The organism is Mucilaginibacter sp. CSA2-8R (assembly GCF_038806765.1).
Taxonomy (GTDB): Bacteria; Bacteroidota; Bacteroidia; order Sphingobacteriales; family Sphingobacteriaceae; genus Mucilaginibacter.
This window is the reverse complement of the sequence record NZ_CP152389.1, coordinates 2,995,085-3,013,008: the sequence shown is the minus strand read 5'-3', so window position 1 is coordinate 3,013,008 and position 17,924 is coordinate 2,995,085. Positions and strand designations below refer to the sequence as shown.

At 48.9% G+C, this 17,924-nt stretch carries 14 protein-coding genes, 1 tRNA gene and 1 riboswitch; of the genes, 10 read left to right on the top strand and 5 right to left on the bottom strand.

Going from position 1 to position 17,924, the window contains the following annotated elements; genetic code table 11:
- Positions 1 to 99 precede the first annotated feature (99 nt).
- Positions 100 to 215, top strand: a riboswitch (SAM riboswitch).
- A 102-nt stretch (positions 216 to 317) separates the two neighbouring features.
- From AAGR14_RS12695 to AAGR14_RS12675, 5 genes are all read left to right on the top strand, one after another.
- On the top strand, positions 318 to 1,454 hold the full coding sequence (locus tag AAGR14_RS12695; RefSeq protein WP_342644587.1) for a cysteine desulfurase family protein: 1,137 nt from the start codon (positions 318 to 320) through the stop codon (positions 1,452 to 1,454).
- Between the two features lie 7 nt (positions 1,455 to 1,461).
- Entirely contained in the window at positions 1,462 to 2,058 is a 597-nt protein-coding gene (locus AAGR14_RS12690) for a peroxiredoxin family protein (protein ID WP_342644586.1), read from the top strand.
- An 11-nt stretch (positions 2,059 to 2,069) separates the two neighbouring features.
- Positions 2,070 to 2,141: transfer RNA gene (locus tag AAGR14_RS12685), tRNA-Cys, on the top strand.
- A 349-nt stretch (positions 2,142 to 2,490) separates the two neighbouring features.
- On the top strand, positions 2,491 to 5,676 hold the full coding sequence (locus AAGR14_RS12680; RefSeq protein ID WP_342644585.1) for a SusC/RagA family TonB-linked outer membrane protein: 3,186 nt from the start codon (positions 2,491 to 2,493) through the stop codon (positions 5,674 to 5,676).
- 4 nt (positions 5,677 to 5,680) lie between these two features.
- A complete protein-coding gene (locus tag AAGR14_RS12675) occupies positions 5,681 to 7,120 on the top strand; it encodes a SusD/RagB family nutrient-binding outer membrane lipoprotein (protein ID WP_342644584.1) in 1,440 nt (479 codons plus the stop codon).
- 150 nt (positions 7,121 to 7,270) lie between these two features.
- Here AAGR14_RS12675 and AAGR14_RS12670 read toward each other — a convergent pair whose 3' ends face one another.
- The 3 genes from AAGR14_RS12670 to AAGR14_RS12660 are packed head-to-tail and all read right to left on the bottom strand — an operon-like array spanning position 7,271 to position 10,907.
- A complete protein-coding gene (locus AAGR14_RS12670; protein WP_342644583.1) occupies positions 7,271 to 8,515 on the bottom strand; it encodes an arsenic transporter in 1,245 nt (414 codons plus the stop codon).
- 15 nt (positions 8,516 to 8,530) lie between these two features.
- Positions 8,531 to 9,643 carry a metallophosphoesterase gene (locus AAGR14_RS12665; protein WP_342644582.1) on the bottom strand — a complete coding sequence of 371 codons (1,113 nt, stop codon included), beginning with the start codon at positions 9,641 to 9,643 and terminating at the stop codon, positions 8,531 to 8,533.
- Positions 9,644 to 9,650: 7 nt separating this feature from the next.
- Positions 9,651 to 10,907 (bottom strand): MFS transporter, encoded by a 1,257-nt coding sequence (locus AAGR14_RS12660; protein WP_342644581.1) that lies wholly within the window; start codon positions 10,905 to 10,907, stop codon positions 9,651 to 9,653.
- A 154-nt stretch (positions 10,908 to 11,061) separates the two neighbouring features.
- Here AAGR14_RS12660 and AAGR14_RS12655 point away from each other — a divergent pair, with 154 nt between their 5' ends.
- The 3 genes from AAGR14_RS12655 to AAGR14_RS12645 all read left to right on the top strand — a co-directional run bounded on the left by AAGR14_RS12655 (position 11,062) and on the right by AAGR14_RS12645 (position 13,906).
- Positions 11,062 to 11,817 carry a hypothetical protein gene (locus AAGR14_RS12655; RefSeq protein ID WP_342644580.1) on the top strand — a complete coding sequence of 252 codons (756 nt, stop codon included), beginning with the start codon at positions 11,062 to 11,064 and terminating at the stop codon, positions 11,815 to 11,817.
- A gap of 74 nt (positions 11,818 to 11,891) precedes the next feature.
- The gene (locus AAGR14_RS12650) at positions 11,892 to 12,575 is read left to right on the top strand and encodes a response regulator transcription factor (RefSeq protein WP_342644579.1); all 684 of its coding nucleotides are present in this window, start codon (positions 11,892 to 11,894) and stop codon (positions 12,573 to 12,575) included.
- Entirely contained in the window at positions 12,572 to 13,906 is a 1,335-nt protein-coding gene (locus tag AAGR14_RS12645) for a HAMP domain-containing sensor histidine kinase (protein WP_342644578.1), read from the top strand. The genes AAGR14_RS12650 and AAGR14_RS12645 overlap by 4 nt, the downstream gene beginning before the upstream one ends.
- A 5-nt stretch (positions 13,907 to 13,911) precedes the next feature.
- Here AAGR14_RS12645 and AAGR14_RS12640 read toward each other — a convergent pair whose 3' ends face one another.
- Positions 13,912 to 14,799 (bottom strand): AraC family transcriptional regulator, encoded by an 888-nt coding sequence (locus tag AAGR14_RS12640; RefSeq protein WP_342644577.1) that lies wholly within the window; start codon positions 14,797 to 14,799, stop codon positions 13,912 to 13,914.
- A gap of 250 nt (positions 14,800 to 15,049) precedes the next feature.
- Between AAGR14_RS12640 and AAGR14_RS12635 the strand changes: the two genes are divergently transcribed.
- Positions 15,050 to 16,093: an aldo/keto reductase gene (locus tag AAGR14_RS12635; protein WP_342644576.1), complete on the top strand. Its 1,044-nt coding sequence runs from the start codon at positions 15,050 to 15,052 to the stop codon at positions 16,091 to 16,093.
- 51 nt (positions 16,094 to 16,144) lie between these two features.
- Positions 16,145 to 17,161: a zinc-binding alcohol dehydrogenase family protein gene (locus AAGR14_RS12630; protein WP_342644575.1), complete on the top strand. Its 1,017-nt coding sequence runs from the start codon at positions 16,145 to 16,147 to the stop codon at positions 17,159 to 17,161.
- 93 nt (positions 17,162 to 17,254) lie between these two features.
- On the opposite strand, the gene AAGR14_RS12625 is transcribed toward AAGR14_RS12630, so the two are convergent.
- A complete protein-coding gene (locus AAGR14_RS12625; protein ID WP_342644574.1) occupies positions 17,255 to 17,815 on the bottom strand; it encodes a lipocalin family protein in 561 nt (186 codons plus the stop codon).
- Between the last annotated feature and the right edge of the window lie 109 nt (positions 17,816 to 17,924).

Here is a 17,924-nt window from a genome sequence, read left to right as displayed (position 1 = left end):
GTTTGTCATCAAAACATCTAAAAATAAAAATATCTACAAATTCTATAGGAATTATATTTTTTGGGCTATATTTGCTGCTGTAAACGATAGTTCTTTGTCAACTTATCCAGAAAGACTGAGGGAAAGGCCCTGCGACGTCTTGGCAACCTATACGGCTTTTTAAGCTGCATAAGGTGCTAATTCCTGCTTTTGCTAATGCAAAAGAAAGATAAGATAACAAGTGCTCCTGCTTGTTAAAATTGTTGTGCTGTGCTGCAGCCTTCTCTGGGTTTGATTTACAAGACTTTCCAATTTTTAACAAGCAGCATACAAAAGCTATGAGTATTTATTTAGACAACGCAGCCACCACACCACTCGACGCCGAAGTGTTTAATGCCATGACACCGTACCTGCTAAACCATTACGGCAACCCGTCGTCGCACCATGCACAGGGGCGTCAGGCCCGGCAGGCTATTGAGCAGTGCAGAGCAACTATTGCCGGTTTAATTGGCGCGTTGCCCGAAGAAATTGTGTTTACCTCGGGCGGTACCGAGGCTGATAATACAGCTATACTTACAGCCGTACATGGCTATGGCATACAGCATGTTATCACTACCCGGTTTGAGCATCATGCAGTATTACATACGTTAAGTAATCTGCAACGTAAAGGGCTCATTAAAATAAGTTTTATTAAACATGATGCTAAAGGCAACCTCGACCTGGGCCACTTGGAGCAGTTGCTGCAAACTCATCCGCGCAGCCTGGTATCGGTAATGCATGCCAACAACGAGATTGGCAACCTGAACGACATCGCTCAAATAGGCGAAATAAGCGAGCGTTACGATGCGCTTTTTCATACCGATACGGTACAAACCATGGGGCACTACCGGCTCAATATGCAAAAACTAAAAGTGCATTTTCTGGCGGCATCGGCGCACAAATTCCATGGCCCAAAAGGGGTAGGGTTTATATTTTGTCGTAAGGGCATCCAGCTGTCGCAGCTCATACATGGCGGCGGACAGGAAGGCCGCTTACGTGCCGGTACCGAAAACATCCACGGTATTGTAGGGCTTACCAAAGCTTTAGAGATTGCTTATAGCCATATCGACGAGCACCATCAGCACATCCAAAATCTAAAAAACTACATGATTTCCCGCTTAACCAGCGAGGTGCCCGGCGTAACGTTTAACGGTAATTCGGCCAGCGCACAGCAAAGTCTTTACACCGTATTAAATGTAGGCTTACCAGCATTAAGCTACGGCCCCAACCTGCTGCGATGTTTGGACGATGCCGGCATTGCGGTATCGGGCGGGAGTGCCTGTTCTACCGGTTCAGCTTCGCACGTGCTACAGGCCATTGCTGCCGCTGATGATCAGGACCATATCCGTTTCTCATTCAGCAAGTTTAACACCCGGCACGAGATTGACCGTGTACTGGAAGCCCTGCATCAAATTTATCAAACCTTAGCTGCTTAATTACGCAATGAAAACATTATCAAAAATTACATACACACTTGGATTTGCCGTCATGTTGCTCGTGGCCAATATCACCCGCGCCCAGCAAAATAACGTTACTGCTGCAACGCCTGCCCCAGCCGATGCCGACCGTGGCTACCTAGTACAAGTAGGCGACCAAGCACCCGATAATTTTGAACTGGTGCTGCAAAACGGACAAAAGACTTCACTTAAGCAGTTACGCGGCAAAATAGTGGTGCTGCAGTTTACCGCCAGCTGGTGCAGCGTTTGCCGCAAAGAAATGCCGCACCTGGAAGCAGATGTTTGGAAAGCCTACCAAAATAAAAACGTGGTGCTGATAGGCGTAGACCGCGACGAACCGCTGGAGAAAGTACAGAAATTCCATCAGGATATGCAAATCACGTATCCGCTGGCACTAGACCCGGGGGCCGACATTTTTGGACGTTTCGCCAATAAAAAGTCGGGCGTTACCCGTAATGTGGTGATTGATCCATCGGGCAAAATCGTTTACCTGACGCGGCTATATGACGAAAAAGAATTCGGCCAAATGGTACAGGTGATTGACCGCCTGGCCAGCCAGTCCTCAGTAAAAGCATCGCTATAAACGGTGCCCATGGCGGAGTGGCCGAGTGGTTAGGCACGGGTCTGCAAAACCCAGTACGGCGGTTCGAATCCGTCCTCACGCCTCTGTTAACAAAACAAACATCATCCAACAAAACAGTATATGAACGCAAATTTTTACTTATCGCTCCAGGCCCACGCTGTAAATCCGCATAGACGGACAAGAGCCGCGTCTCCGGCGTTTGCCACCGCAGCACCCGCCACCCGTCACACCGTTTGCTCATCCTCATTCGTACCTGCCCATCCTTGTTGCTGCTGCTGTTGCAGCCTGCGCTAATACGTGCTGCGGCTGAGTGCCGATCAATCATCCCGGTTTTAATAAATTTTTTTTATTGCTGAGGTATAAAGGCATGCTCCATAGGCTGCCTCAAGGCCATTAGTGTGGCGCCTCGTCATCACAACCCGAACAAAAAACATGTCAAAAAAGTATCTGTTGCTGCTTGTTGTATTATTGCAGGCACTTCTGTTTAAAACCGCCGCTGCCCAAGGCCTCAAGGTAAGCGGTATTATTGTGAGTAAGGCCGACGGACAGCCGCTGCCCGGCGTAAGTGTGGCCGTAACCGGCACCACCAACGGCGTGCAAACCAATGGCGATGGCCGTTTTACCTTAAACGTGCAAAAAGGTGATATATTAAGGGCCTCTTTTGTAGGCTTTATTGCCCAGGAAATACCGGTGACCGGTAACCAGGCCGACCTCAAAATCGTGCTCGAAGAACAGCCTAACTCGCTTAACGAGGTGGTGGTAACGGCACTTAATATCTCTAAAGATAAAAAGTCGTTAGGATACGCCGTGCAGGGCTTAAAAGCTAAGGATATTGCCGAGGCTAAAGAAACTAACTTCATCAACGCCCTAAGCGGTAAAATAGCCGGCGTAAACATCACCAACAGCCAGGGCGATATGGGCTCGTCGCGTATCGTCATCCGGGGCGAAACCTCTATCTCGGGCAACAATCAGCCCTTGTTTGTGATAGATGGTACCATTGTAGATAACTCGCAATTTCAGGGCACCAACGGTTCGCGCGATTTCCCGAACGCACTGGCCAGTATTCCTTCCGAGGATATTGAGTCGATCAGCGTACTCAAAGGGCCAAACGCAGCGGCGCTTTACGGTTACCGTGCGGCAGCAGGCGTTATTCTGGTAAAAACCAAAACCGGTAAAGGCGCCAAAGGCTTAGGGGTAACCATCAATTCTAACACCACATTTTCTAACATCCAGGTTTTGCCCAAGTATCAAAACGAATTTGGTCAGGGCTCAAACGGTCGTTTTAGTTATGTTGACGGTAAAGGCGGCGGTATAAACGATGGTGTTGACGAAAGCTGGGGCCCGCCGCTGGATGGCCGCTTAATTCCGCAGTTTTTCTCTAACGGGCAGGCCGTGCCATTTGTGGCTCACCCCAACAACGTGCGCGACTATTTTCAAACCGGCGTAACGCTCAACAATGGCGTTGCCCTGGCCGGCAGCAGCGATAAGTTTGATTACCGGTTGTCGTACAATAACCTGCACCAGACCGGTGTGGTGCCTAATACCTCGCTGGGCCGCAACTCGTTTGCGTTTAACAGCACGTTCAGGCCAACGCCTAAATTAACTGTTACCACCATTGCCAACTATTTAAAAGATGATGCCGGTAACCTGCCTGGTGCTTACGGCCGCCGTGCCACCAGTACCATGCTGCAGTTTACGTGGTTTGGCCGCCAGGTGGATGTTAACCAGCTTAAAAACTACCGCGACGCCAACGGTAACACCTTTAACTGGAACAACAGCTACTACTCTAACCCGTACTTTTTAGCGTACGAAAACACGGTGAGCCAAAACAAAAACCGGCTAATCGGTAGCATTGAGCTGAATTATAAAATTGCAGACGGCTTGTCGGCCAACTTCCGTACCGGTACCGATTACTATAATGATAAACGCCGCATTAAAGTGGCCTATGGCACCAACGGCACGCCGTTCGGCTCGTACGAGGAGGACGTATACAACGTAACTGAAACCAATACCGAGGCCCGCTTGCAGTACACCAAAAAGCTGAACAGTGATTTCTCGCTGGATGTATTTGGCGGCGGTAACATCAATGCTATCTTAAACGAGCAAAACGACCAGGTGGCGCCTAAACTGGCCGTAGCTGGTTTGTACACGCTTAGCAACTCGCGCGATCCGCTGGTATCGTCTAACTACTACGGCAAACTTAAAACGTACAGCTTGTTTGGTTCGGGCCAAATCGGGTTCCGCAATTACGCTTTCCTGAACGTGACCGGCCGCAACGACTGGTCGTCGACCCTGCCTGCCGAAAACCTGTCGTATTTTTATCCGTCGGTAAACGGCAGTCTGGTGCTTTCTGAAGCGTTGGGCATTAAAAGCAACGTGCTTAGCTACGCTAAATTAAGAGGCGGATGGTCTAAGGTTGGTAAGGCCACTACACCTTACCAACTCATGAATACCTATAATTTCATCGCTCCGTTTGGCAGTAATCCGCAGCAAACGGCAGCCAGCATCAGCTTAAATTCGGCCCTGAAACCCGAAACCACTATATCAAGCGAAGCCGGTTTTGAGTTAGGTTTACTCAATAACCGGGTGCATCTTGATGTAAGTTATTATAACACCAACAGCATTAATCAGATATTAAATGTTGATGTAAGCTCAACCACCGGCTACGCTCAAAAACTGATTAACGGCGGTAAAATTAACAACAAAGGTTTAGAGGTGCAGTTAGGCATCACCCCGGTAAAATCCAAAGATTTTAGCTGGGACATTACCACCAACTACTCGTTTAACCGCAGCAAGGTGGTATCATTAGATGCCGAGGGCCGTTTGCAAAGTTACATTTTGGGTACCAACCGTACCGTGCAGGTGCTGGCCGCCGTGGGGCAGCCTTATGGTACCCTGTTTGGCAACGCCTACCTGCGTAATGCGCAGGGGCAAATTATTGTAAATGCCGATGGTACACCGGCCATTAATCCTACCAAACAATACTTAGGCAAGTATACCCCAAAATGGTTAGGCAGCATCAACAACAGCTTTTACTACAAAGGTATTAACCTGAGCTTTTTGGTGGATGCACGCATTGGCGGCTCTATTTACTCCAACACCAACCGTACCGGTACGTATACTGGTGTGCTGGCCAGCACCTTGCCGGGCCGCGGTACAGCTAACGGTGGCTTAAGCTATTACTACCCGGCCAACAATACAGCGGCTAATGCCGTGCAGGTTTCCGGCGGTAGTGCCCCCAATGGCGAAACCGTGTACACCGACGGGATGGTTTTTAACGGTGTGAAAGCTGATGGTACACCGAATACCAAAATTCTTTCGGCACAATCTTATTATAAAGGATTTACTAACGTAGATGAGGCTTTTGTGTACGATGCCTCTTACGTAAAACTGCGCGAGGTAAAACTCGGCTACACACTGCCCTCTAAATGGGTAAGAGCGGTAGGGTTTCAGGGCGCAACGGTATCTGTAGTGGGTCGTAACTTATGGATCATTCACAAAAACGTGCCGAATATTGATCCCGAAATTGCCTTTAACACCGGCAACGGACAAGGCCTGGAAGACTTAGGCCTGCCTACTGTACGCAACTTTGGCTTTAACATTAACCTCAGATTTTAATCAAATGAAAAAACGATATATAAACCTGGTATTGGCTGCAGCTTTAACGTTTACGGCAACGTCTTGCAAAAAAGACCTGACCGGCATTAATGAGAATCCTAATGCCTCACAAAACGCGCAGCCCGATTACCTGCTTACCGGTGCTACCAAGGCCGTAGTAGATACCTACTGGGGAACCAGTAACAACATGGATGCCGCCCTGCTATTTGTACAGCACTGGGCTAAAATACAGTATACCGACCCCGACCGCTATATTTATGCCAACACGGCGTTTGCCGATCTGTGGAACATTGGCTACTCTAAAGGCGTAGTGAACTATAACCAGATCATTAAATTGGCCGATGCACAGGCTAACCCCAATTATAAGGGCGTGGCGCTGGTACTACGCTCGTGGGTGTTTACCTTGCTTACCGATAACTTTGGCGATGTGCCTTATCAGCAGGCGTCAAGCATCGACCAATACCTTACACCGGCTTATGATGCCCAGCAAAATGTTTACAACGCCATTTTGGATGATTTGAAAGCTGCCCAGGCATCGCTCAGCATCTCGGGCAAAGCCATCGGTGGCGATATCATCTACAACAATAATATAGGCTTATGGAAAAAGTTTGCCAACTCGTTGCGCTTGCGGGTAGCCCTGCGCATTGCCGACCGCGATGCCGCCAAAGCCCGGCAGGTAATAGCCGACATACAGGCCGAGGGCAGCGGCTATATCAGTGCCAACAGCGAGATTGCACAACTCGTTTACCAAAACTCGCCTAACCAAAATCCTATCAGCAATTTGTTTGATACCCGCGATGACTACCGCATCAGTAAAAGCATTGTCGACCGTTTGTTTGCCCTCAACGACCCGCGTTTGCCCATTTATGCGGCACCAACGCAGGATGCTACGGCACAAACTTATGTAGGTATACCGAATGGTTTGCTGGTGGGCGATGCCAGTAACCTGGGCTTTACCAAAACCTCTAAACCGGGCACATACTTTAGAGCACCCAATGCACCGGCCGTTATTATGAGCTATGCCGAAGTGCTGTTTGACAGGACAGAGGCCGCCGCCAGAGGGTTTACCGGCGAGTCGGCTGCCGATTTATACAACCAAGCCGTGCAAGCCTCTTTAACGCAATACGGTATCAGCGGTACTGCGGCAGCAACTTATGCTAATTCGGCAGCGGTGCGGTACAATGCCTCTAATTATAAAAAGTCAATAGGTGAGCAAAAGTGGATTGCCTTGTTTGGGCAAGGACTGGAAGCGTTTGCCGAGTGGCGCAGACTGGACTACCCGCAGCTGCAACCCGCCGTTGCCGGTTCGCTCAATGGCAAAATGCCTGTGCGTTTTATCTACCCCGGCACCGAGCAATCGCTCAATGGCGCCAACTATACCGCCGCCGTTAGCCGGCAGGGGGCTGATTTACTGACGACTAAATTGTGGTTTGATGTGAATTAGCCGTTGTAAGCAATCAGTATTAATTACAATATATTAGCAACAGCGCCTTATGATAGCGAAATCATAAGGCGCTGTTGTTTAAATAGTTTATGCTAATTAAAGAAAGTAGAATATCACTATAACTCAAAGTTCTACTTTACAAGGTAATTGCTAAATCCACAACGAGGCCAGTACAAACAACAGTGTTACCGTCATTACCACGGCGCCGGTTTTTAAAAACTGCCAGGCGCTTACTTCCTGACCTTCGCGGCGGAGGGCTACCAGCCATAAAATGGTGGCCAGCGAGCCGGTCATGGATAGGTTAGGGCCCAGGTCGATACCGATGAGGGTGGCGCTTTTAACCAGTTCGGGTACGTGGCCGCCTTGCACTACGTTGCCGGCAATTAGTCCGGCGGGCAGGTTATTCATCAGGTTACAGGCAAAAGCCGTGATGATGCCGCTGCCCCAGGCCGTGGCGGTTGGGTCTTGCGCGGCATGATGTTGCAACAGTTGCGCCAGCTTTTGGGTGATGCCGGTATGGTTCAGGGCTTCCACAATTACAAACAAACCGGCCACCAGTGGCAGCACTGCCCACGAAACACCTTTTATCACGATCATCGGGTTTTTATGCGCCCGGATGATGACAATGATAGAGGTGAGGATGCCCGTAACGGCTGTAGGTAAGCCCAGTTCAATATCTAACGCCGAAGAAATCAGCAATACGATAGCCGTAACCCCAATGCCAATTAGTGCGGTTTTACCACCGGCGGTAAGCTCGGGCAGGTCAACGTCGGTTGCAACACTGCCCTCAATGTCTTTGCGCTGGGTGGTAAATAAAATAAGGTAAGTTACCACGATAGACACAATTGAGGGGATAAGATAATGCGACATCCATGCTAACAGGGTGGGCATGTGTTTGCCGTAAATAACCAGGTTGGCCGGGTTAGAGATAGGCAGCACAAACGAGGCCGCGTTGGCAATAAAAGCACAAATAAACAAGTAGGGCAAAGGTTTTTCAACCTTGGCGGCCTTAACCGCAGCAGCAACAGCAGGTGTGAGCACCACGGCGGTGGCATCATTAGATAAAAAAGAAGTGACCACCACACCCACCAGGTAAATTAAAAAAAACAGGCGTTTGGGCGACCCCTTGGCCATGCGGGTGGCATGGGCGGCCAGCCAGTCAAAAAGTTTTTCTTCGCGGGCAGTTTCGGCCAGCAGCATCATGCCGGTCAAAAACAGATAAACATCCAGCCCTTTGCCTACACCGGCGGCGGCATCACGCGGGGCAATTAACCCAAACAACAATAAAATTAAGGCACCTGCCAGCGCCCAGTATACTTCTGCAATTTTAAACGGGCGTACAATTACCCCGGCAATGGCTAAAAAAGAAATCAGCCATATATAAATATTCGTCATCTCTGTATATAAAAATTAAGAGGGCTTACCATTTCGGTTAGGGCCAAGCTGTGTTCCAAAAATCCCGTTTTGCGGCCATGCGCCAATACTGTCAGCATCGCTGCCGTCGGCCTTACGTACGGGCTGATAACCGGCTGGCGGCTGCAACTCAATGGTGTGTACTGCCGGCCGGTTGCTTGCGTCGGTGGCTTTAACAGTTAAGGCAGCTGCACCGTTCAAATCTACGTTTGCCAGCCATGTTTTGCCGTCGTTGCTTAAACTCATGACGTGCCATTGCGCACCGTCTGTGCTGCAAGCTACCTGCGTAGTATTGCGATGACCAAAAACCACGGCGCGTACAGCGGTGATGCCGTTCGGCGCAGCTGCGTTATCGGCCTTCAACCGGTAATCGGCCGGTGAGGTAATCATCACCAGTGGAAACGCATCATGCAGGGGTTTAAAGCGCCAGCTCACCACACCGTCATCTGCCGAAACCAGGGTGTAACCTACCGGCCCTTCTTCAATCTGCCCGGTTGAACGTGTAGCCGCAAAAATAGTTTGCCCGTTGTTGGCCAGTTCATTGTAATGGGTGTGCCCCATGTCAACCAGCGTTACTTTATACTCGGCAATGAGTTGATTAAGCACCTGCGTCTCGCCGTCGCCGGTTAAATCGTCGGGGTAGGTATGGGTAAAAATAATAGTATTCTGGTTGGTGCTTTGGGCCGATTGCAATTCTTGGCGCAGCCATTCCATTTGCGCCTGTGCCACCTTAAAATCCGGCCCGCCAGTGCCCGGGCCGCAAACGTTTAAAAACAGGCAGCGTACGCGTTTAACCTGCACGGCTTTAGGTAATTTTTCGGTTGATAGATACCGGTAAAAATTATCAAGACTGCCTTGCTCCATATCGTGGTCGCCGGTGATGATATGTACCGGTACGCTCAGCATTTTAAGGGCGGTAGCTACCAGCCGGTACTGCTGCGGCAGGCCATTGTCGGCGTTATCGCCGGGCAGATAAACAAAATCCAGCTTGCCGGCACATTCGGTTTCTAACTGTGCGATGATAGAGAGCAGATCGGTATAATTTTGCTCTTTAGCCTGAGTGATGTGCAGATCGCCGAGGTGAGCGTATAATAAAGGGGTATTACTCATGGCAGGATCAGGCTAATTTTAAGTTCATGTCTGATTCGGGCCGTTGATCATTAGCGCAGGATACAGTTTCGGGCATGGCCAGCCAAAACACAAGAAAGGCTATCAGCGCCAGTGCCGACAATACGTAAAACCCAAAATCAAACCCGCTGGCTTTAACAATGTACCCGCTGATGACGTTACTTAGCGACGCCCCTAAACCCACAGCAGTTGCCAGTATGCCTTGCGCAAAATTATCCTTGCCCGATCCGCAAAATAAATCGGAAACCACGAGGATAGACACTACGCTAAAAATACCGCCCGCAACGCCATCCAAAATCTGGACGCTTACCAGGTAGGCAGAACCATGGCCTAAGGTGTAGAGTACACCGCGGATAGGCAAAATGATAAAGGCAATCATCAGCAATTTTTTGCGCCCCTTAGCCGCCCACTTACCACTCCAAAACGCCATAGGCACCATCACCAACTGCGCCAGCACAATGCAGGCCGACATATATAAGGAAGCGTTAGAAGCACGGGTTTGGCCTAATTCCTGCCCAACCAGGGGCAGCATGGCCGCATTGGCAAAGTGAAATAAAACAGCCGAGAACAGTAAAATCAAAAAGCCTTTGTTTTTGAGCATGTCTAAAAACGAGGTTTCTTTTTTGGCTCGTTTGTTTTTTTCGTCTTCCGCAGAACTGGCGGCCTGATGGTCGATATCCTCCTCGCGGATAGACAGCGAGAAAATAACGCTCATGGCACAAAAAGCAGCCAGACCGTAAAATATACCGGCATTATGGGTAAACTTGCCTAGCAGGCCAATCAGCACGGCCGAGGCTACGTTACCCGCGTGGTTAAATGTTTGGTTTTTGCTGATGGTATTGTCAAACTGGTTTCGGCCGGCAATGCCCATTGCCAGGGCAATCAATACTGGTGCAAAAAAAGCTGCCGAAATACCAATGGCTATCTGGCAGGCAATCACGGCATAAAATTCAGGGAAAAATAACATGCAAAACCCGGCCACCGCAATGGCAATCGATACCACCACTACACCCAATCGCTTTTTTTGACTAATATCACATAACCACCCGGCCGGCGATTGTGCAACCACAGTGGCAAAACTCATAGCGGCAATGGCTATACCAATTTGCGAAGGGTTCCAGTGCAGGTTGGAGGCCAGGTAGACTGCCAAAAACGGCCCCAGGCCTGTGGCTACGTCGGCAGCCGAAAAATTAAGCCAGTTAAGGTACTTCAGGCTGTGTTTTTTTTCTGTTTCTTCACTCATCATCAACTATATATAATCAGTATCTCGCTCAATTGTGAACACAACTAAAGGCCTGTTTAAATGTTTACCCGGCATACCGATATGAAGAAAAATTAATTTGGCTTTCATGCCGGCCTCATAGGGTGACCGTAATTTTGAGGTATAAATTTTAAACAACATGAAAGAGCAATTGAATAAAGTATGGATGACAGCCGTTTTAGTAACCGGCTTTTTTGCAGCCCAGGCACAGCAATTACCTCAGCCACCAAAGCCGCAAGACGGCCCTGATATGCTAGCCCGCGGTCCGCAGCCGCCACGCCCGCCTAAAAGGCCTATGCCGGTTGGTCCCGAAAACGGCAAGATGCCCCAAGAGGCCCTTAAACTAACTACTCTGAAGGGCACCGTGGTAAACCCGGTAGCTAATGACCGCTTTGAGTATAATGGCCTGTTGGTAAAAACAGCCAGCGGCAACACACAGGTGCTGTTTCCGCCGCATTTAGGCGAGCAGATTTTGGCTAAGGCCAAAGGCGGGGCGGCCGTAACCATTACCGGTTTTGAACGCACTAACCCCGAAGGTAAAGCTGAGTTTAGATTGGTAACGCTTAACGTGAATGGCACCATGATTACCGATACCCCACCTGTGGCACCTCAGTTAACCGTAGCGCGCGAGCAAAAAAGCATCACCGCTAAAATTAAGGAACTGAATTACACGCCGCAGAAAGAAGTAAATGGCTTTACGCTGTCATCGGGTGAGCAGGTAAACATACCACCGCATATAGCTAACCAGCTGAGCAGCCAGCTAAAAGCCGGTACCGAAGTAATTGTAAACGGATTCGCAGAACCAAAACGCCCGGGCGTGGTTTATAGCCAGAATGTTACAATGATTGCCGCCCAAACCATAAGCATTAACGGGCAGGCTTACCTGGTAAGATAAATAATAAAACTAAACACTGTACGGTGCAGCAAAGCCGTACAGTGTATGATTAAAGGCCGCGACTAACAATATACATGAAGATACTGCTGATAGAAGATGAGGTTAAGCTGGCCGGTTTTGTGCAAACCGCGCTTGAGCAGGCCGGTTACGTAACCGACCATGAAACCGATGGGGCCGCAGGCCTGCAGGCCGCTATGGTAAATAGCTACGACCTTGTTTTGCTGGATTTGATGCTGCCCAGCCAAAATGGGTTTGATATCCTTAAAAATCTGCGTGCGTTTGATAACCAGGTGCCGGTGATTGTATTGAGTGCTTTAAACAGTACTGAGCAGGTAATTAAAGCCTTGGATGCCGGTGCTAACGACTACCTGAAAAAACCCTTTGAGATGCAGGAACTGCTGGCAAGGGTACGGGTGTTACAGCGCCAAAAAACGGTAAAAAACCAGGCCAAGGTTAAGGTTAACGACCTGGAGATTGACGTATACACCCGGCAGGTAAAGCGCGGGGATAAGCAAATAAATTTGAGCAACCGTGAGTTTTTACTTTTAGAATATTTGATGCTCAACCCGGATACCGTACTCACCAAAACGCAGATACTGGATAAGGTATGGAATATGAGCTTTGACCCCGGCAGCAATGTGATTGAGGTGCACCTGTACCAGCTGAGGCGCAAAATAAACGAGGGCTTTGAGCATCAGCATATACAAACGGTTATTAACCGGGGTTATACCCTTAAAACCGTAGCCGTGGCATCATGAACCGGCATATTTATAAAGGCATACGGTTTAAAATAACGATGGTTTTCAGCGTTGTTTTTTTGCTGATTAATATTGTGCTCAGCAGCTTCACCTATCGCTATTTTAAAAACACCTATCTTAATAACTACAACAAATACCTGTTTAACCGGGCAAAAACCGTTTTAAGCCGAACCGAAATTAACCCTGACCTGATTGCCTTGCCCGACTCGGGCGAATCTATCCGCATCTTTTACCATGATAATGATGGCCGGCCGGTTACCGTTTTCCAATCGCCGGGACCCATTGCCCAATTGCCCGTGCCTTACCGGCTGGGCGTTACCGATACCCTTGAGCAGCATGGCGTTTACCTGAAGCGCGAAAATTATGATGGCCGCCCGGTAGAAATTTTGCTGACGGTGCCTAACAGATATATAGCGGCCCGGCTCAGGCATCTGTCGCTCATGTTGCTGCTCACTACGGTGGTAAGTGTACTGGCAGGGTCGGTGGCATCTTACTTTGCCTCCATGTGGTTGTTAAAACCCATCCGTAACCTGGCCCGGCAAGCTGCCGATATTAACACTCACCGGCTGGATAAGCGCCTGCGCATCAGGTCCACTTACGATGAGTTGCAGCAACTGGCCGAAACCATTAATGACATGCTTGGCCACATAGCTCACGAGCAGGAAATTCAGAATAACTTTTTTGCCGCCGCCTCGCACGAGTTACGCACCCCGCTGGCCATTTTGCAGGCCGAAACCGAACTGCGGCTCAATCAGACCCATGAGGCTGCTGATCAAAAATTATTTAACAGTCAGCTTACAGAAATCAGGCGTCTGCAGCAGGTGGTTGAGCAGTTTTTGCTGGTGAGCCAGCTAAAGCACAAAGGCCTGGTGCTCAATACCCGCCCAACCGACCTGTCGGACCAGTTGATGACAGTTTTTGCCCGAAATGCCCCCTTAGCGCAAACCTGGCAAAAGCAAACTATATTAAACTTTAGTAATGAGGTTGAAAGCTTTGTATTAGATGCCGATGCCGACAAACTGGACGTGGTTTGGCAAAACCTGCTGCAAAATGCCATCAAACATTCGCCTAAAGGCACTACTATACTTGCTGACATTTTACCAGCAACAACAGGGTTAAAAGTCGTCTTTAAAAATGAAGTAGACGTTCAGCAGATATCAGTACATCACTTAGATAATGCCTTTACCACTAACCGTTCGGTTACCTCAGGCTCGGGCCTGGGTTTGTGGTTGTGCAAACAAATTATTGAGGCACATGGCGGGCAGCTGCAGTTATCAGTTACTGGTGGAATGTTTTTGGCCGAAGTTTATTTACCTGTCAGGAACGCTTGATCATTTTAACTAACCCGGTTAAACAACTGGTGTTGCCTGCGGTATTCGCCCGGTGTTAAGCCGGTAATCCGTTTAAACAACTTCGAAAAATAGGGTAGGTGCTCAAAGCCGGTCTGCTGGGCAATTTCCGCATAGGGCAGGTTCATGGTGGTTATTAGATACTGTGCCCGCTCAATGCGTTTATCTTGTATATACTTTACCGGCCGGGCGCCGGTATACTCCAGAAACAGGCGCGAAAAATAGTCGGGGTGCTGGTTGGCCCGCTCGGCCAGGTGGTTCACCGTTAAAGGCTGATGCAGGTTGAGCTGAATGTAGCTAATAGCGTCCATGATTTTTGACGGGATGTTTTCTAACTGCCCCGCCTTAAATACTGCAGGCGTTAAAAACCTGGAAATTAGTTGCATCAAAATACCCTGCGTTTCGAGGTATACCGGCAGGCTTTGCCGGTTATTGAGTTCCTGGTACTCCTTATAGTAAATGTCTTTTTCGTATATGCGTGGATCGTCCGACCGGTATAGCCCCCGGCCGGGGTTAATAGCCAGTAAACGCTTAAATTGCTCAACGTCTGCAGGGCCAGCCTCCAGCTGCATGACCGTGCGGTTGGCATGAAACAGCGAAATTTTATCGACCGAATCTTCAAAAAACTGGATGAAGTGCTGGCTCAAAAATTCGGGTGTGTGGTAGCTGCAAAGCGTAAAACTTGGCACCAGGTATAAATAACCGGGCTGTAGGGTGAGCGTATGCTGTGCATCAGACAGCACGCCGCTGCCGCCATCAATATAATACATCCGGTAATAAGGGCTGATGACGTTGGTATAATTCCATTGCTGGTCGAGCTTTACCGAGTCGGCATTGAGTAAAGAGAATGAATAGGTGAGCAGCCGTCGTTTCATAACTTGTATATATTAAAATGTCGGTTTTGTATAAAACAAAGTCTAATATAGATAAAAGCTAATCAGTAGCGGCCGTTACTTTTGTATTTAAGTGTAAACAGCGGCGGTAGCCGGTTCGGGCCGGTTGCCGTCGCGCTTACTTACTCACTAACCAATCAGGGTAAGGTTGTTAAGATCCGTGTTTTTCCGGCTTGCCAACCAGCTCACCATGTACTTACAGATAAACCTGTTTTTTTATAGATTTACAAAGATGGAAACCGCTCAAAAAAAAGTTATCCAGTTGCCGCACGTGGTATTTGGCACCAGTCCGTTAGGCAACTTATATGTGGCCAAAAGCGACGACGAAAAGTGCAGCCTGGTAAAAGAATGGATAGCCGAGTCGCCGCAGCCGGCCGTTTTTGATACGGCAGGCAAATATGGTGCAGGTTTGGCGCTCGAAAGTTTGGGCCAATGCCTGCGCAGCCTGGCAATAAAACCGGAGGAGGTTATGATCAGCAATAAATTGGGCTGGTACCGGATTCCGCTCACAACCCCGGAGCCTACTTTTGAACCGGGCGTATGGATAGATTTACAATACGATGCCGAACAACGCATCAGCTACCAGGGCATACTGGATTGCTACCACCAGGGGCTTGAGCTGCTGGACGGTTACCACACCGGCCTGGTATCGGTGCACGACCCGGACGAGTACCTGGCCGCTGCCCATATTGATGAGGATAAAGTAAGGCGTTTTGAAGATGTAAAAGAAGCCTACCGGGCGCTTTTTGAGCTTAAGGCTGCCGGTAAGGTAGATGCCGTGGGCGTTGGCGCTAAAGACTGGCACATCATCAAACAAATTACCGACGTGGTAAATTTGGATTGGGTGATGATTGCCAACAGCATGACGTTGCACAGTCACCCGGCCGACTTGTGGGCCTACATGCAGGAGTTAAGTGCCAAAGGTGTAACTATCATCAATTCGGCAGTGTTTAACGGTGGCTTTTTAACCGGCGGTAAGCATTACAACTACAAACCTGTAAGTGCCGATACGCCGGAAGGTGCTGCACTGCTGCAATGGCGCGAAAAGTTTTTTGCCGTTTGCGAACAGTTTAACATAACCCCGGCGCATGCCTGCGTGCAGTTTGCCGTGCAGGCCCCCGGTGTGCAAACGCTGGCCATTGGCACAACCGTGCCCGAAAAAATTAAACCGAACATTGCCATGGTAGACCAACCCGTGCCCGAAGCTTTTTGGCGCGAACTGGAACAAAAGGGACTCATTAAGGCCGACGTGACCACCAAAAATCTGATAAACTAAAATTGAATACCAAAGCAAGCCATCAGGTTTGCCCCAATATATAACAACACCATGAAAATATTAACCTGTACCACCCCCGGTACATTTGATTACGGCGAAACCGAAAAACCAGAACTAAAACCCGGCCACGCTATTATAAAAATAAAACGTATTGGCATTTGCGGTACCGATTTGCATGCCTTTAAAGGTACGCAGCCGTTTTTTAGCTATCCTCGCATTTTGGGCCACGAGCTATCGGGCGAGTTGGTAGAGGTTGATGACGCACCAGGCTTTAGCATAGGCGAGGCAGTAACTTTTATTCCTTATTTTAACTGCGGGCATTGCGTGGCCTGCCGTACGGGTAAGCCTAATTGCTGCGCGCACATTCAGGTTTGCGGCGTGCACGCCGATGGCGGTATGGTAGAGTACCTGCAGGTACCCTCGTACTCGCTGGTACATGGCGAAGGCCTGACCTATGATGAGCTGGCTTTGGTTGAGCCCTTAGCCATTGGTGCACACGGCATACGCCGTGCCGGCATCAACCCCGGCGATTTTGTACTGGTAATTGGTGCCGGCCCGATAGGCTTGGGCACTATTGAGTTTGCCCGCATAGCTGGTGGTAATGTGATTGCGATGGACGTAAGTAACGAGCGCCTGCAGTTTTGCCGCGAAAACTTAGGCATCACCCACACCGTAAACCCGATGGATGGTAATGCAGTAGAAAAAATCAGGGAGATTACGGGCGGCGATATGGCATCTGTAGTGGTAGACGCCACCGGTAACCTGCGCGCCATTAATGGCGGTATTGATTACCTGGCCCATGGCGGCCGCTATGTGCTGATTGGCTTGCAGAAAGAAGCATTCAGCTTTAGTCACCCTGAGTTTCACAAGCGCGAAAGTACCCTGATGAGCAGCCGCAACGCCACCCGCCAGGATTTTGAGCACGTTATTGCCAGCATGAAAAAAGGCTTGGTAAACCCGGCTACCTATATTACCCACCGCGTACCTTTTGATGCCGTAAAAAACGAATTTGAAAGCTGGCTCGATCCGGCTACAGGTGTCATTAAGGCCATGGTGGAGTTGGAATAACGACTTGAAAAGATAGAAGGTAATAAACTAATTAATATGAAGGGCCGACAGATAATAAATCTGTCGGCCCTTGTCAATCTTGTACTTAAAAGTTTAATGCACCTCTTCGTGCTTTGTCCAAATCAGTTCGCTGGTATCGTAACCTAACTGTTTGGCTTTGGCCAGGTAATCGTTCTTAACAGATTCGGGGATGGTGGTGGTACGCGATAATATCCACAAGTAATTAAGATTGTTACCCGCTATCAGCGCGTGCTGGTAATTGTCATCAATGGCAATTACGTTGTAGCCGGCATAAAACGGACCAAAAAATGATACTTTAAGCCGGGCTTCGTTTTCGCTGTTTACAAACTTAGCTTTGCCGATGCTCTCTTTCCATTCCCGTTTTTTGTACTGGAAACCTTTATTATCCACCCGGATGCTGCCATCACTGTTAAGCGAATAAGTGGCAGACACATTACTCAGGTTTTTTTCAAACTTAAAATCGAACCGGGCAATTTCGTACCATTTGCCTAAGTAACGGTTTTTATCAAAGGGTTGCACTGCGCGGGCGCCTTTAGGTATCGAAACGCACGAGTTTAAACTGATTACTACAGCGGTTGCTGCTACCCCGGCTGCTAGAATAACCGGCCATTTATTTTTGTTCATGATCTGCATAGATTTAAGCGGAGTGCTTTCTACATCACATCTTCCGCACTGTATGGTATCTTACTTCTTTTCATCAGCAACAACTGGTTAACATGGGATAATGTTTTTGGGTGGATGA